The sequence below is a fragment of the Xanthomonas sp. LMG 12459 genome, assembly GCF_009192905.1.
Lineage (GTDB): Bacteria > Pseudomonadota > Gammaproteobacteria > Xanthomonadales > Xanthomonadaceae > Xanthomonas_A > Xanthomonas_A sontii.
In genome coordinates this window covers 13,222-27,871 of the sequence record NZ_NSGT01000016.1, presented here as the reverse complement: position 1 = coordinate 27,871, position 14,650 = coordinate 13,222, and the positions used below count along the sequence as shown (strand labels likewise).

General features: G+C 69.9%; 15 protein-coding genes. 7 read left to right on the top strand and 8 right to left on the bottom strand.

Annotated features, from left to right (window positions below):
* Positions 1–272: 272 nt before the first annotated feature.
* Positions 273–2,210, bottom strand: a complete 1,938-nt coding sequence (ftsH, locus tag CEK65_RS03700; protein ID WP_193314682.1) for an ATP-dependent zinc metalloprotease FtsH — start codon at positions 2,208–2,210, stop codon at positions 273–275.
* 71 nt (positions 2,211–2,281) lie between these two features.
* On the bottom strand, positions 2,282–2,914 hold the full coding sequence (gene rlmE, locus CEK65_RS03695) for a 23S rRNA (uridine(2552)-2'-O)-methyltransferase RlmE (protein ID WP_017910618.1): 633 nt from the start codon (positions 2,912–2,914) through the stop codon (positions 2,282–2,284).
* A gap of 66 nt (positions 2,915–2,980) precedes the next feature.
* On the opposite strand from rlmE, the gene yhbY reads away from it, so the two are divergent.
* Positions 2,981–3,286: a ribosome assembly RNA-binding protein YhbY gene (gene yhbY / locus CEK65_RS03690; protein ID WP_010341321.1), complete on the top strand. Its 306-nt coding sequence runs from the start codon at positions 2,981–2,983 to the stop codon at positions 3,284–3,286.
* A gap of 19 nt (positions 3,287–3,305) precedes the next feature.
* Positions 3,306–3,680: an Mth938-like domain-containing protein gene (locus CEK65_RS03685; protein WP_017910617.1), complete on the top strand. Its 375-nt coding sequence runs from the start codon at positions 3,306–3,308 to the stop codon at positions 3,678–3,680.
* Positions 3,681–4,004: 324 nt separating this feature from the next.
* Here CEK65_RS03685 and CEK65_RS03680 read toward each other — a convergent pair whose 3' ends face one another.
* From CEK65_RS03680 to surE, 4 genes are read right to left on the bottom strand one after another with little or no spacing between them, the layout of a single operon-like run.
* Positions 4,005–4,802: a peptidoglycan DD-metalloendopeptidase family protein gene (locus CEK65_RS03680; RefSeq protein ID WP_152180806.1), complete on the bottom strand. Its 798-nt coding sequence runs from the start codon at positions 4,800–4,802 to the stop codon at positions 4,005–4,007.
* Complete coding sequence (locus CEK65_RS03675) at positions 4,799–5,413, bottom strand: YqaA family protein (RefSeq protein WP_152180805.1); 615 nt, start codon at positions 5,411–5,413, stop codon at positions 4,799–4,801. The genes CEK65_RS03680 and CEK65_RS03675 overlap by 4 nt, the downstream gene beginning before the upstream one ends.
* 19 nt (positions 5,414–5,432) lie before the next feature.
* Entirely contained in the window at positions 5,433–6,110 is a 678-nt protein-coding gene (locus tag CEK65_RS03670) for a protein-L-isoaspartate(D-aspartate) O-methyltransferase (RefSeq protein ID WP_026143980.1), read from the bottom strand.
* Positions 6,107–6,886, bottom strand: coding sequence for a 5'/3'-nucleotidase SurE (gene surE / locus CEK65_RS03665; protein WP_043091456.1), 780 nt, complete (start codon positions 6,884–6,886; stop codon positions 6,107–6,109). The genes CEK65_RS03670 and surE overlap by 4 nt, the downstream gene beginning before the upstream one ends.
* A 204-nt stretch (positions 6,887–7,090) precedes the next feature.
* Between surE and CEK65_RS03660 the strand changes: the two genes are divergently transcribed.
* The 5 genes from CEK65_RS03660 (at position 7,091) to CEK65_RS03640 (ending at position 13,062) form a co-directional block, all read left to right on the top strand.
* The gene (locus CEK65_RS03660) at positions 7,091–7,624 is read left to right on the top strand and encodes a Smr/MutS family protein (RefSeq protein WP_017911056.1); all 534 of its coding nucleotides are present in this window, start codon (positions 7,091–7,093) and stop codon (positions 7,622–7,624) included.
* Between the two features lie 316 nt (positions 7,625–7,940).
* Entirely contained in the window at positions 7,941–9,008 is a 1,068-nt protein-coding gene (locus tag CEK65_RS03655) for a DUF535 family protein (RefSeq protein ID WP_152180804.1), read from the top strand.
* 48 nt (positions 9,009–9,056) lie between these two features.
* Positions 9,057–9,605: an RNA polymerase sigma factor gene (locus CEK65_RS03650; RefSeq protein WP_152180803.1), complete on the top strand. Its 549-nt coding sequence runs from the start codon at positions 9,057–9,059 to the stop codon at positions 9,603–9,605.
* Positions 9,605–10,573 carry a FecR domain-containing protein gene (locus CEK65_RS03645; protein ID WP_152180802.1) on the top strand — a complete coding sequence of 323 codons (969 nt, stop codon included), beginning with the start codon at positions 9,605–9,607 and terminating at the stop codon, positions 10,571–10,573. The genes CEK65_RS03650 and CEK65_RS03645 overlap by 1 nt, the downstream gene beginning before the upstream one ends.
* A gap of 176 nt (positions 10,574–10,749) precedes the next feature.
* Positions 10,750–13,062 (top strand): TonB-dependent receptor, encoded by a 2,313-nt coding sequence (locus CEK65_RS03640; protein ID WP_152180801.1) that lies wholly within the window; start codon positions 10,750–10,752, stop codon positions 13,060–13,062.
* Between the two features lie 40 nt (positions 13,063–13,102).
* Here CEK65_RS03640 and truD read toward each other — a convergent pair whose 3' ends face one another.
* Both truD and ispF read right to left on the bottom strand, forming a co-directional pair.
* Positions 13,103–14,152 (bottom strand): tRNA pseudouridine(13) synthase TruD, encoded by a 1,050-nt coding sequence (gene truD / locus CEK65_RS03635; protein WP_152180800.1) that lies wholly within the window; start codon positions 14,150–14,152, stop codon positions 13,103–13,105.
* A complete protein-coding gene (ispF, locus tag CEK65_RS03630) occupies positions 14,149–14,640 on the bottom strand; it encodes a 2-C-methyl-D-erythritol 2,4-cyclodiphosphate synthase (RefSeq protein ID WP_017911063.1) in 492 nt (163 codons plus the stop codon). Before ispF ends, truD begins: the two co-directional genes overlap by 4 nt.
* Positions 14,641–14,650: the final 10 nt, after the last annotated feature.

Sequence of the window (14,650 nt, the reverse complement as noted above, 5' to 3'; positions counted from 1 at the left end):
GTCTCCTGGTAGTGGCCGTGGCGGGCGGCGGAATGGCGCTGCGCAGCGCCATGCGGCATCCGCGACACCCGCATGGCGGCAGCGGCGTGCGCGACGTTTCCGCCGCACACCGCATCGACGCGGCAACCTGCGGCCAGCGCAGTGCCATTGTCGCCCACGCGCACCCAGGCGGCGAGTCGGCGTAAGCCGATGCGACCGACCCCGCATCGCCGCCAACAAAAAAGCCAGGGATCGCTCCCTGGCTTTTCGGCGCTTGAAGGGCGCTCCTGCGCTTACATCTGCTCGGCAGGCCCGGCGATCGGCGGCAGCGGACGCGAATTGCCCTTGTCGTTGTTGCCGCCGTCCTTGCCGGACTTGTTCCAGCCCATCGGCGGCGGCGGATCGCGGCCTTCCATGATCGCCTCGATCTGCGGCGCGTCGATGGTCTCGTACTGCAGCAGCAGCTGCGACATGGTGTGCAGCTTGTCCAGATTCTCGGTGAGGATCTGCGTGGTCTTCGCATACGCCTTGTCGAGGATCGACCGCACCACTTCGTCGATGCGCCGCGCGGTGTCGTCGGAGACGCTCTTGTGCTGGGTCACCGAACGGCCCAGGAACACTTCGTCGTCCTCCTCGCCGTAGGCGATCGGCCCCAGCTCGTCGGACAGGCCCCACTTGGTCACCATGTTGCGCGCCATCTTGGTCGCGCGCTCGATGTCGTTGGACGCGCCGGTGGTGACCTTGTCGGTACCGAAGATCAGTTCCTCCGCCACGCGGCCGCCGTACAGCGAGCACAACTGCGACTCGATCGCCACACGGTTCATCGAGTACTTGTCGCCTTCCGGCAGATACATGGTCACGCCCAGCGCGCGGCCGCGCGGGATGATCGTGACCTTGTAGACCGGGTCGTGCTCGGGCACCAGGCGGCCGACGATGGCGTGGCCGGCCTCGTGGTAGGCGGTGAGCGTCTTCTCGTCCTCGCTCATGGCCATCGAACGACGCTCGGCACCCATCAGGATCTTGTCGCGGGCACGGTCGAAGTGGTCCATGCGCACTTCCTTGACCGACTCGCGCGCGGCGAACAGGGCGGCCTCGTTGCACAGATTGGCCAGGTCGGCGCCGGAGAAGCCCGGCGTGCCGCGCGCGATCACCATCGGCTCGATGTCGTCGGCCAGCGGCAGCTTGCGCATGTGCACCTTGAGGATCTGCTCGCGGCCGCGCACGTCCGGCAGGCCCACCACCACCTGGCGATCGAAGCGGCCCGGGCGCAGCAGCGCCGGATCCAGCACGTCCGGACGGTTGGTCGCGGCGATCACGATCACGCCCTCGCCGCCCTCGAAGCCGTCCATCTCCACCAGCAACTGGTTGAGGGTCTGCTCGCGCTCGTCGTGACCGCCGCCCAGGCCGGCGCCGCGATGGCGGCCGACCGCATCGATTTCGTCGATGAAGATGATGCACGGCGCATGCTTCTTGGCCTGCTCGAACATGTCGCGCACGCGGCTGGCGCCGACGCCGACGAACATTTCCACGAAGTCCGAACCGGAGATGCTGAAGAACGGCACCTTGGCCTCGCCGGCGATGGCCTTGGCCAGCAGGGTCTTGCCGGTGCCCGGCGGTCCGACCATCAGCACGCCGCGCGGGATCTTGCCGCCGAGCTTGGTGAACTTGGTCGGATCGCGCAGGAAGTCGACCAGTTCGCCGACCTCTTCCTTGGCCTCGTCGCAGCCGGCGACGTCGGCGAAGGTGATCTTGATCTGGTCCTCGCCCTGCAGCTTGGCGCGCGACTTGCCGAAGGACATCGCGCCCTTGGCGCCACCGCCGCCACCCTGCATCTGGCGCATGATGAACAGCCAGAAGCCGATGATCAGGATGACCGGCAGGAAGTTCAGCACCAGCGACCAGAAGCCCGGACCGTTGTCGGGCTTCTGCCGGGTGATGTCCACGTTCTTGCTGTACAGCACGTCGATCAGCTTGCCGTCGCTCGGGCCGTACACCGAGCCTTCGCTGCCGTCGGCGCGCTTGAAGCGGATCGCGTTGACCGACAGGTTGGTGGCATCGGTGAAATCGACCGACTTCACCCGCCCGGCGTCCACGTCCTTCAGGAACTGGGAGTAGGTCACGTTGTCGGTGCCCGCGCCGCCGGCGAGCCGCGGCGAGAAGCTCTGGAACACCACCATCAGCACGACGGCAACGACTACCCACAACAGCAGATTCTTGGTCAAGTCGTTCATCCTCATTGGCTCCGGTGTCCCTTCAACTCTGTCTCGATGCGTGGCATTGCGGATTCAGCCTTGCGTTCAGCTTACTTGATCTGGGCGCGCTTGCCCTGTCCGAGGGCGTAGACCTCCGGCGAGCGCTTGCGCGACGCGGCCGGCTTGCGGATGGTCACCTTCTCATAGCGGCGGCGCATGTCGCGGATGTAGTCGTCGAACCCCACGCCCTGGAACAGCTTGATCAGGAACGCGCCGTTCGGCTTCAGGTGGCTGTCGGCGAACGCCATCGCCAATTCCGCCAGATGCATCATCCGCGGCTGGTCGACCGCATCCATTCCGCTCTTATTGGGGGCCATATCCGACAGCACAAGGTCCACCGGGGTATCGCCCAGCATGGCCTCGAATTGCGATAGCACCGCGTCCTCCCTGAAGTCACCGTGAAGGAACTCCACGCCGGCCAGCGGCGGCATCTCCAGAATGTCCAGGGCCAGCACGCGACCGCGGTCGCCCATCGACTTGCGCACCTGCTGCGACCAGCCGCCCGGCGCGGCGCCGAGATCGACCACCACCATGTCCGGCTTGAGCAGCCTGTCGCGCTGCAGCAGTTCCTCGAGCTTGTAAGCCGCGCGCGAGCGCATGCCTTCGGCCTGGGCCTTCTTCACGAAGGGGTCGGCGAAATGTTCGCGGAGCCAGCGTTGGCTGCTTTTGCTGCGGGTGGCCATGGACGCACGGTCGGGAGGGGCGGCCATGATACCCTGATCGCCCTTGCCAACCCTGCTCCCACCTGCATGTCGATCAGCCTGACCTCGGCCCAGAACCGCTTCCTGCGCGGCCTGGCCCACGACCTCAAACCCCTGCTGCAGATCGGCAGCAAGGGCGTCACCCCGGCCTTCCTGGCCGAACTGGACGAGGTGCTGGAGCGCCACGAACTGGTCAAGGTGAAGGTCGGCGGCGACGACCGCGAGGCCCGCGACGCCGCCATCGGCAGCCTGGTGGAGCAGTCGCACAGCGTGCTGGTGCAGCGCATCGGCCATACCGCGATCCTGTATCGCCCGGCCAAGGAAGACCGGCAGATCGTGCTGCCGCGCGCCTGAGCGCGCCCTCGGTGACCCCATGCAACTGACCCAGGACCTGCCCGACTACGCCTATGCCCTGCGCATGGCCGACGGCCGCCAGGCCAAGGTGAACGACCGGCTGTTGACCCGCAGCTTTGTCCTCGCGCCGGACACCCTGGTCGAGGACTGGCAGGCCCCGCCGGCCGGCGATCTGCAGCCGCAGCATCTGCAGCCATTGCTGGAGCTCAACCCGGCCCTGGTGATCCTCGGCACCGGCGAACGCCAGGTGTTTCCCGCCGCGGCGGTGATGGCGCTGTTCCTGACCCGCGGCATCGGCATCGAGGTGATGAACAATGCCGCTGCGGCGCGCACCTACAACGTGCTGGCCGCCGAAGGCCGGCGCGTGGCGGTGGGGTTCCTGCTCGAAGGCTGAGCCAGGCGTCGCGGGCCGGGCACTGCGACCTCCTGATCGTTGACCTGAGCGGCCTCAACCACGGCCTGGCCGCGCCGCGGACAACATGCGATCGAGGCAGAGAGGACGCCTGTCGTTTCTTTCGTCTCTTGCAGATCGCCGCGCGGCGTCTGCCGCGCGATGCGAGCACAGCGCGTCGGGGCTGAAGCCCCTCCCACAAAAGAATGCATGCACGGTGGCCCCCCGTATGAGCCGGCGGCGCTTGCGGCCCACTGGCCGCGCCGTTGGCGAACGCCCGGCGCGTTACGCCGGGCCGGGGATCCGCCCGCGTAAGGACGCAACCGGTTACTTCGGCGGCAGATACAGCAGTGGGTCGACCGGCTTGCCGTTGTAGCGAATCTCGAAGTGCAGCATGTCGCGCGCCGCGCCGCTGTGGCCCATTTCGGCGATCTGCTGGCCGGCCTTGACGTTCTGGCCTTCGTTGACCAGGCGCTTGCGGTTGTGGCCGTAGGCCGACAGCCACTGTTCGTTGTGCTTGACGATGATCAGTTCGCCGTAGCCGACCAGGCCGGCGCCGGAGTAGACCACCACGCCGTCCGCCGCGGCGCGCACGGCCTCGCCGTTGCTGCCGCCGATGTCGATGCCCTGCTTGGTCGCCTCGCCGCCGACGAAGCGGCTGACCACCACGCCATCGGCCGGCCAGCGCCAGGGGAAACCGCTGCTGACCGGCGCCGGCGCCGGAACGGACGGCGGCCGCGCGGCGGCGCCGGCACCGGAGGCCGGCGGCGTCACCGGGCCGCTACCGGGCCGCGCGGCGACTGCCCCACCCGGCGGATACAGCTTCAGCGACTGCCCCGGATAGATGGTGTACGGCGGCTGCAGGCCGTTCCAGCCGGCCAGGTCCTGCGGGGTGATGTTGTTGGCGCGGGCGATCGCATACAGCGTGTCGCCGCGCCGAACGGTGGCGCTGACTCCGGGCTTGGGCACGGACACGCGAGGCGCCGAGGCAGCAGCGGTGCCGCGCACCGGCGCGCCGCCCGGCGTGCGCACCACCGTGGCACTGCTGCAGGCGCCGAGCGCCACCGCCACCAGCACCCCCAGGCCGCAACGCAGGCCGTTCCGCACCACCCGATCCACGCTCATCCGACCTTCGCTCTCCATATGACCCACACCACCAGCAGCGCCAGGATCGCCGAGGCGACCCAGCCGAGCGGCTCGATCCAGCGGCGCAACGCGGCTTCCGCACGCGGCCCGCCGAGGCGGATCGCCCCGGCCACCAGGTACACGCGTTTGCCGCGCCCCACCAGCATGCTCGCCAGGAACGGTAGCAGCGGCACCCCGACGATGCCTGAGGCCCAGGTGAATATCTTCAGCGGGATCGGGGTGAAACCGGCCAGCACCAACAGCCAGAACGCGCGCCACGGCGACTCGGCGATGACCTCGCGCAGATGGCTGACCTGGGCGTCGATCTTCTGCGTCCAACCGAGCCATTCGATCAGCGGCTGCACCGCGGCAAAGGCGAAATGCCCGAGCAGGTAGCCGATCAGCGCGCCAGCCAGGGAGCCGATCAGGCTCAGCGTGGCGAACCACAGCGCGCGCCGCGGCTGCGCCAGCGACATCGGCGCCAGCATCACTTCCGGCGGCACCGGGAACACGATGGCCTCGGCGAAACTGAGACCGGTCAGCAGGGCCGGCGCGCGGCGATGCCGCGACCAGCCGATGGCGCGTTCGTACAACGGCCCGAAAATCTTCATCCAGTGCGGCTCCGGGAAGTCAATCCAGCATGCCCGACAGCAACGGGACGAAGGTCACCGGCGCCAGGACGTCTTGTTCGATCTGGCCGTCGGCGGCGCGGCGCAGGCGGATCAGCGATTGCGCGGACGGGCCGCCGACCGGCGCCACCAGGCAGCCGCCCGGGGCCAGCTGTTCGATCAGCGCATCGACCAGCGCCGGCGCCGCCGCCGTGACCACGATTGCGTCGAACGGGCCATGCTCCGGCCAGCCGATGCGGCCGTCGTCGTGCTTGCTGCGCACGTTCATGCCGAGCTGGCGGAAGCGCTTGCGCGCCTGCCGCAGCAGATCGCCGATGCGCTCGACGGTGTGCACTTCCAGACCCAGCGCGGCCAGGATGGCCGCCTGGTAGCCGGAGCCGGTACCGACTTCCAGCACCTTCTTCGGCGCCGCTTCCAGCACCGTCTCGGTCATGCGCGCCACCACCCACGGTTGCGAGATGGTCTGGCCGTGGCCGATCGGCAGCGCGGTGTCCTCGTAGGCGCGCGAGGCCAGCGCCTCGTCGATGAACAGATGCCGCGGCACGGTGCGCACCGCGTTGAGCACGCTCTCGTCGCGGATGCCGGCCTCGCGCAGGCGCTCGACCAGGCGGTCGCGCACGCGCTGCGAGGTCATGCCGATGCCGATCGCTTCCGGCTGCAGGCGCAACCGCGGGGTCATGCCGGGCGGCCCAGCGCGGCGGTCAGGCCGCCGACCCAGCTGGCGACCTTTTCCAATGCCTGATAGCGGGTCAGATCGACCTGGATCGGGGTGATCGAGATGAAGCCGGTGCGTACCGCGTGGAAGTCGGTACCGGGACCGGCATCCTGCTCGCGCCCGGCCGGGCCGATCCAGTACACGGTGCCGCCGCGCGGGTCGGTCTGCGGCAGGCACGGCTCGGAGCGGTGGCGGTTGCCGAGCCGGGTGACCTCGAAGCCCTTGATCTCCTGCCACGGCAGGTCGGGCACGTTGACGTTGAGGATGGTGTCGGCCGGCAGCGGATCGGCCTTGAGCTGGGCCACGATCTCCACCGCGGCGCGTGCGGCGGTCTGGAAATGCCTGGGGTCGTGGTTGTGGCTGACCAGCGACACCGCCACCGCGGGCAGGCCGAGGAAGCGGCCTTCCATCGCCGCCGAGACGGTACCGGAATAGATCACGTCGTCGCCGAGATTGGCGGAATTGTTGATGCCGGAGACCACGATGTCCGGGTCGAACTCCAGCATGCCGGTGAGCGCCAGATGCACGCAGTCGGTGGGCGTGCCGGCGACGCTGCAGGTGTAGTGGTCGATGCGCTTGAGCCGGATCGGCAGATCCAGGGTCAGCGAATTGCTGGCGCCGGACCGGTCGCGGTCGGGTGCGACCACCGTCACCTCGTGGCCGGCGCCGCGCAACTGCTCGGCCAGCATGCGGATGCCGGGGGCGTCGACGCCGTCGTCGTTGCTCACTAATACGCGCATGGTGCTCCTCGAAAACCGGGGGCATGATACCGGATGCGCCCTGCCAGGTCGCTGACAGCGCGACGACGACCGCGGTGACGGCCATCGCGCCGCGCACTGGAGCGGCGTGGCGCCGTTCGACCGCAGCGCAGTGGTCCACACGCCAGACGCTGCCGGCAACGCCGCGCTCACCTCAAACCGCGCCGCACGCTCTAAGCTGTGCGCATGGCGCATTCCGACGACGAAGATCCCGCCGCGCTGTTCCGCGCGGCCATCGGCAAGGTGGCCCCGCTCAACGCGACGCCGCCGGCCAATGCCAAGCCGCGCCCCAAGCCGCGCGCGCGCATGGCCGAACGCGACGACGCCGAGGCGCAGGGCGAGTTCCAGCAATTGCTGCGGCAGAGCACGCCACTGGAAGCCGGCGACGTGGCCAGCTACCGCCGCGAGCATCTGCCGGCGCGGGTGTTCCAGCGCCTGCGCAAAGGCCAGTTCTCGGCCCAGGACGAACTGGACCTGCACGGTGCCACTGCGGCGCAGGCCGAGACGCTGCTGCGCCAGTTCCTGGCCGAGGCGCACGCGCACGAGTTCGGCTGCGTGCGGATCGTGCACGGCAAGGGCCTGCAATCGGGCGGCGTGCCGCTGCTGAAGAACCTGGTGGACCGCCTGCTGCGCCAGCGCAACGACGTGCTGGCCTTCCATTCGGCGCCGACCGCGCAAGGCGGCACCGGCGCGATGCTGGTGCTGCTGGCGCGGCGCTGAGCGGCGCCGCAGCCGCGGGCACCGCGGCTCGCTGGCCCGATCGGGAACCTGTGCACTGGCCGAGGTGGAGGGCGCCGGATCGGGGCGCCGCCGAATCCGGCATCGCCCACTGATCTGTCATTCGCGTGCAAGAGCGGCGTCACCGCGACCGGCGTGAACGGGAACGCCCGTCGCACGCCCCCCGTCGCCTGCCCGACGCAGATCCGGCCAGGCCGGGACGCCGCGGACGCGGCCGAGCACCGCGCGTACGGACCCATTTCAATTTTCGCCCCTTGAAACGTCTTGTCAGAGAGCACCGTCCCTCTGCGAGCCGAACGTGACCGAAGCGACCACCGAATTCTTCCTGCAACCCACTGATCTGGTGGACGTTTCCGCGAGCGCCGCAGCGTTCGAGTCGGCGCCGACCCGCCTGGCCCGGCCTGCGCTGCCGCCCCGACCGAGCGCCGATGCCGCACCGTCACGGTGGTGGCCGCTGTTCCTGGGCTCGTTCCAGGGGCGTACCGACTGGCACGGCAACCGCCTGCAGCGCGGGATCAAGGCGGCCAAGTACCTGCTGCGTTCGCTGCGCTTGCCTGCCGCGCATCTGCGTTTCCTCGACGAACTGTGCCGCGACCCGCGGATGCGCGGCTACGCCGAGCGCGATCCGCGCCTGCTCGAGCGCCACCTGCACCGTTTCGTGAACACCCGCTGGAGTAGCAAGGCGCGGCTGCGTCACCTCCGGCAGCACTATCGCCTGATGCTCGAGCGCCTGCCGGCCGCGTTGTTCGACGCCATCTACCGACAAGGCCAGGCGGACCTGGGGACGCTGCCGCTGCACGATGGCAGCCTGCTGACGCTGTCGCTGCTGCCGCCGGCGCCGATGAGCTGCGAAGGCGAGCTCTGGTTGCAGCTCAGCGACGCGGCGGGACGCGAACTGTATCGCCTGGTGCTGACCGTGACCGGCGACGACGCCCATCCGACGGTACTGATCGGTTGCCTGCAGGGCCCCAAGGGTGCCGACGCCCGCGACGTGGTGCGCGCGCTGACCAAGCAGATGCACGGGCTGCGGCCCAAGCAACTGATGCTGTCCCTGGCCTGCACCTTCGCCGAGCGCCTCGGCGCGCACGCGATCCGCGCCGTCTGCAATGGCGCGCATCCGCTGCAGCGCAAGCGAGACGTGTTCCTGTCCGACTACGACGCGTTCTGGATCGAGCAGGGCGGTACACCCATCATCGATGGCTGGTTCGCGCTGCCGCTGACCCCGGCACGCAAGAGCGTGGCGGACGTACCCAGCCAGCACCGCGCGGCGTTTCGCCGCCGCGAGGCGTTGCGGACGCATGCGGAAGGCTTGCTGGCCGCGGCGCTGCCGGCCGCTTGCGGTGCTGCGTCGCGTGGCGGCCAGTGAGCCTGGCTATACTGCCGCGGCCGCTTCCCTCCAGGAGCATCAGCAGTCGTGAGCCGGGCCGAGCACACCGAGGGCGCGCCGTCGCCGGAGCAGGCGCCTGCGCACCAGGTCGACGCGCTGTTCAAGGAACATCACCGCGCCCTGCTCGCGTTCCTGCACTGCAAGCTCGGCTCGATAGCGGACGCGCAGGACGTGGCGCAGGAGGCGTACATGCGCATCGTGACGCTTGAGCGTCCCGACGCGCTGGCATCGCCGCGCGCCTACCTGTTCCATGTCGCCTCGAACCTGGCGGTGGACCGGCTGCGCATGCGCAAGGTCCGCGAAAACGCCGCAGTGGAGCTGCCGGAACACGACCTGCCGCTACCGCCGGTTCCCGAGCGGCACGCCACGGCCAGCGAGCAACTGCGCGCGCTGACCCGGGCGCTGCAAGAACTTCCCGCCAAGACCAGCCGCGCCTTCGTGCTGCACGTGATCGAAGGCAAGGACTTCGGCATGATCGCCAAGGCGATGAACGTGAGCGAACGGATGGTCCGCTACCATGTGGCCAACGCGCTCGCGCATTGCCGCAAACGCTTCGACGAAGCGGAGATCCCGTAATGGACAGCGGCATCGACCAACACATCCTCGACGACGCCGCGCGCTGGTGGGCCCTGCTGCGCGAACCCGACAGCAACGAGGACACCGTGGCGCGCTGGCTGGACTGGACGGAGGCCGACCCGCGGCATCTGCAGGCATTCGAACGCATCAATGCGCTCGGCGGCGACCTGGCGACGCTCGATGCGGCAACGCGGGACGAGGTGGTGCGCAGGTTCGCGCCGCCGCGTTCGCGCTGGCGGCCGCTGCAGGTCGCGGCCTGCGTGGGCGTGCTGGCGCTCGGCGGCGCTCTGGCCTGGCGGCAGCTGCACCCGCCGCCGCTCACCCAGGTCTACAGCAGCGCGACCAGCCGCCACCAGGACATCGTGCTGGCGGACGGCTCGAAAATCGCGCTCGGCGGCGCATCGAAGTTGAGCACCCGCTTCAGCGCCGCGCAGCGCCACGTGGAGCTGATCGCCGGCGAGGCCTTCTTCGACGTGGCGCATCACGCCGGGCGCCCGTTCGTGGTCGACGCCGGCGGCGTGTCGATCCTGGACGTGGGCACCGCCTTCGACGTCAGCCGCGACGGCGAACGCGTCGAAGTCGCGGTCACCGAAGGCCGGGTCCGCATCTACGGCGCCGGCCAGGTGCCGGCCGACGGCAGCGGCGGGCTGGAAGCGGTGGCCGGACAGCGCGTGTCCTACGATCCGGCCAAGCCCGCGCTGCAGGTCAGCCAGATCGACGTGGCGCAGGCCACCGCCTGGCGCGATCACCGGCTGGAGTTCGTCGATACGCCGCTGGACACGGTGATCGCGCGGGTCAACCGCTACAGCGACCGGCCGCTGCGCCTGGCCGACCCCGAGCTTGCGCGGCTGAGCTTCACCGGTACCGTCGACACCCAAGCGACCGCGCAGTGGATCGAGGCCTTGCCGCAGGTGTTCCCGCTGCGGGTGCGCCAGGGCAAGGACGAGATCGTGCTGAGCCGCCGTTAGGCGATACCGCGCGCCGCCCGGGCTTAGGGGCGGCGGGCGCCCCCCGCGTCGACGTCGCCGCGCGTGGCATAATTCGCGCTTCCGCTGGGGGGCGACGGGCAGTGCGTGGGCTGAGGCGACTGATCATCTGCGGCAGCCTGGCATTGCAGCTCGCACCCTGCCCCCCTGCCCTCGCCGTGCCACTCGCGCCCGACGCACGGCAGATCGGGTTCTCGATCCCGCCGCAGGCGCTGTCCACGGCGCTGATCGCGTACGGCAAGCAGGCCAACGTGCAGGTGCTGACCGCCAGCCCGACCCTGGCCGGGATGCGCAGCGACGGGCTGCAAGGCATGTTCACCCCGAACGCGGCGCTGCAGCGCCTGCTGCAATCGAGTGGGCTCGCGTACCGCATGCTCGATGCGAACACGGTGGCGGTCACCCCCGCCGCCACGGCGCCGGTCGATCCTGCGGATGCCGCAGATGCGCACCGCGCCGGCGCGCCAGCCAAGCTGCTGGAACAGGTCGACGCCGCGGCGCTGACCGATCACGCCATGGGCGACGTACCAGCCTATGCCAGCGACGCGCTGCGTTACGCCGCCGATTCCATCGCCGTGCCGCAGTCGGTGAACGTGGTCGCTCCGCATCTGCTGGCCTCGCAACAGGTGCGTACCGTCGCCGACGCCCTGCGCAACGTGGCCAGCGTGCAGCAGATCGAAAATCCGTTGCGCGCGCCGCTGTTCAAGATCCGCGGCATCTACACCGGCAACGGCATGACCGACGGGATGCCGAACAGCTTCGTCGGCCTCGGCGGCTACCCGCCGATGATCGGCGTGGAGCGGGTCGAAGTGCTCAAGGGCCCGGAATCGATCCTCGGCGACAGCAACGGCGGCGACATGAGCGGACTGATCAACGTCGTCACCAAGCAACCGCTGCGCACACCGAAGCGCGAACTGAGCTACGTCCTCGGCGAGCGCGGCGACGTGCAGGCCGGGCTCGATACGACCGGACCGATCGGCGCCACGCCGCTGAGCTATCGGCTCGTCGTCTCCGGCCAGCATGCCGATTCCACGGCGCAAGGCTACGGCCCGCGCAATGCCGCCTACCTGGCGCCGTCCATCGCCTGGCAGGGCGAGGACAACCGCCTGGTGCTCGGCGTGCAGCGCGTGACCGATCGTCAGCCGGCCGCCGACCATGCCCTGCTGCTGCGCAACCGGGTGTCGGCGATGACGCCCAGGAGCTTGCGGCTGGGCAACGCACAGGACCACACCGCCTACCGCACCCAGCGCGCCTATTACCTGTTCGATCAGCGGCTCAGCGACCGCTGGCAACTGCGCAGCCGCGGCCAGTACGTGACCCAGGCGATCGACGCGCGCAACTGGGGCATGCTGTCGCCTTCGCCGAAGGGCGCCGTGCGCGCCTATGCCGAGGCGTACCGCAATACGACGGCGTACTACACCATCCAGAACGACCTGGTCGGCAGCTTCGGCGACGGACCGCTGCGGCAGACTGTGACCCTGGGCCTGGATTACACGCGCGCGCGGCTGGGCAGCAGCGATTACTTCATCCGCATGCACCGCAACCGCTACGACGTGTTCGGCGACGAGCGGCTGGGTCCGGTGCACTGGCCGCATTCGCGGCGCGGGATTCTGCATTACCCCGGCAGCCCGTGGTCGAGCCGGAGCGGCATCCTGCTGCAGGACCAGATCAGCATGGGCGAACGCTGGGACGTGCTGCTGGCGCTGCGCCGCTCGGCGTACGAGATTTCCAGCTACGACGCCAAGGGCAAACTGCGCCAGTTGCGCCGGCGCCGCTGGGTGCCCAACGTCGGCGTGGTCTACAAGCTGACCCCGGAGGCGTCGCTGTACGCCAGCACCATGAACGGCTTTGCGCCGAGCGCCGTGCTCGGCAAGAACGGCCGGCCGTTGCCGCCCGCGTTGTCGCGGCAAGTGGAGGTGGGGGCGAAGATCGATCTGTTCGAGCACCGGGCGCGGCTCAGCGCCGCCTATTACCAGATCACCGTTGACCGCAGCTTCGACCTGGTGCTGGCGCATCCGTCGTACTTCGCCAGACCGATCGACAGCCAGAGCAACCACGGGCTGGATCTCGACTTCGTCGGCGCCCTCGCCCCCGGCCTGGAACTGAGCAGCAGCCTGGCGCTGGCCCGCATCGGCCGGCGCGACGGTACGCCGACCCTCGGCGTGCCGCGCACCCGCTTCACCCTGTGGAGCAGCTACCAGTTCCAGGACAGCCGCTGGAGCGGCTGGGGCATGGCCGGCGGCATCCTGGCGCGCGATCACACCGTCGGCCGCCGCCTCGCCGGCGGCTATTTCAAGATTCCCGGGCAGGCCAGCGTGGACGCGAACGTGTCCTATCGCACCGAGACCTGGGGCGTGACCGTGGGCATGCGCAACGTCTTCGATCGGCGACTGTACGCCGACGAGTTCGACGAGACCTTCGTGCCGCTGCCGGACGGCCGCAGCCTGTTGCTGACCGGCACCTATCGGTTCTAGCGCGCGTTGTCGCGACCGACGCGGCAGGCGTCGGCCGCGCTCAGGCCTCGGTGGAGGCCTGCGGCGCCTCTTCGACCTGGCCGAGTTCGTGCAGCAGTGCCGTGGCGTAGCTGCCCGGCGGCAATGCGAAGCGCAGTTCCAGCGCGTCGTCCTGCCCGTCCAGCCAGCGCCATTGCAGGTCGGCCACGCGCAGGCGGGTCGCTCGCCGCTCCTGCTTCAGGCCCTCGCGCTCCAGGCCGTCGCGCAGACGCTGCGCGACCGCCTCGTCCAGCACCGCCAGTTCCAGCGCACGCGCCGCCTCGGCGCTGCGCAGCTCGCCGGCGCCCCACAGCGGCGCGGACGGATGGATGTCGAAGCGCTGCAAGCGTTCGGCCAGCGCCTCCGACCACGGCTCCGGACCGAACACGCTGCGGCTGCCGTCGAGCATCCACACTTCGCCGTCCAGCGCGCTGTCCCAGTTGCCGGCAGCCACGCGGGCGGCCAGCACCCGGTTGAACAGCTCCGAACGGGCCGCCGACAGCAGCAGCGAGCGCTGCTCGCGGCGCACGCGGCGGCCGCCGAACATCGCCAGCGCGGCGCCGACGTTGCCGCCATCGCGGCCGAACCGTTGCTCGCCGAACCAGTTGGGAATGCCGCGCGCGGCGATCTGCGCCAGCCGCGCCTCGATCGCGCTGCGCTCGCCGCGCACCTCGCGCAACACCAGCACGAAGCCGTTGCCGGCCAGCGCGCCACGCGGCAACTTGCGGTTGTGCCAGTGCGCTTCCAGCACCTGCAGATCCGCGTCCTGCAGGCTGTCCAGCGCCGGCGCCACGCGCTTGGGCAGATGCACCGAGAAGCGCTGGGTGGTGACCGCATGGCGGTCCTTCATGCCGGCGTAGCCGATCGCCAGTTCCGCCACCCCCGCCCACTGCGCCAGGCGGCGCGCGGCGAAAGCGGTGTTCATGCCGCGCTTGCGCACGGTCAGCAGCAGGTGCTCGCCCTCGCCGCTGGGCGCGAACGCGGGCAGTTCGTCGACCTGGAAATCCTCGGCGGTGCTGCGCATGCGCGCCTGCAACGGCGCGGCGCCGAACGCACGCGGCAACTCGCTCACAGCGCCACCAGCAGGGCCACGGCCTGCGCCGCAATGCCTTCGCCACGGCCGGTGAAGCCGAGCTTCTCGCTGGTGGTGGCCTTGACGCTCACGCAGTCCAGTTCGACCTGCAGCAGCGCCGCCAGGCGCTCGCGCATTGCCTGCGCATGCGGGCCGACCTTGGGCCGTTCGCAGATCACGGTGATGTCGGCATTGCCGAGGCGCCAGCCGCGCGCGTGCAGCAGGCCGACGCAGTGATCGAGAAACTGCGCACTGTCGGCGCCCTTCCAGCGCGGATCGGACGGGGGAAAATGCTGGCCGATGTCGCCCAGCGCCAGCGCGCCGAGCAAGGCGTCGCACAGGGCGTGGATCACCACGTCGCCGTCGCTGTGGGCAAGCACGCCGCGCTCGTGCGCCACGCGCACGCCGCCGAGCATGATGTGGTCGCCCTCGCCGAAGGCGTGGACGTCGTAGCCCTGGCCGATGCGGATGCGGGGAAGTTCAGACATTGGCATGGAG

Excerpts from the sequence above, each read along its gene's own strand:
- rlmE (WP_017910618.1), bottom strand. The coding sequence starts at position 2,914 with ATGGCCACCCGCAGCAAAAGCAGCCAACGCTGGCTCCGCGAACATTTC.
- CEK65_RS03680 (WP_152180806.1), bottom strand. The coding sequence starts at position 4,802 with ATGAGCGTGGATCGGGTGGTGCGGAACGGCCTGCGTTGCGGCCTGGGG.
- CEK65_RS03645 (WP_152180802.1), top strand. The coding sequence starts at position 9,605 with ATGGACAGCGGCATCGACCAACACATCCTCGACGACGCCGCGCGCTGG.
- ispF (WP_017911063.1), bottom strand. The coding sequence starts at position 14,640 with ATGTCTGAACTTCCCCGCATCCGCATCGGCCAGGGCTACGACGTCCAC.
- CEK65_RS03685 (WP_017910617.1), top strand. The coding sequence starts at position 3,306 with ATGCAACTGACCCAGGACCTGCCCGACTACGCCTATGCCCTGCGCATG.
- CEK65_RS03670 (WP_026143980.1), bottom strand. The coding sequence starts at position 6,110 with ATGACCCCGCGGTTGCGCCTGCAGCCGGAAGCGATCGGCATCGGCATG.
- CEK65_RS03660 (WP_017911056.1), top strand. The coding sequence starts at position 7,091 with ATGGCGCATTCCGACGACGAAGATCCCGCCGCGCTGTTCCGCGCGGCC.
- surE (WP_043091456.1), bottom strand. The coding sequence starts at position 6,886 with ATGCGCGTATTAGTGAGCAACGACGACGGCGTCGACGCCCCCGGCATC.
- CEK65_RS03675 (WP_152180805.1), bottom strand. The coding sequence starts at position 5,413 with ATGAAGATTTTCGGGCCGTTGTACGAACGCGCCATCGGCTGGTCGCGG.
- yhbY (WP_010341321.1), top strand. The coding sequence starts at position 2,981 with ATGTCGATCAGCCTGACCTCGGCCCAGAACCGCTTCCTGCGCGGCCTG.
- ftsH (WP_193314682.1), bottom strand. The coding sequence starts at position 2,210 with ATGAACGACTTGACCAAGAATCTGCTGTTGTGGGTAGTCGTTGCCGTC.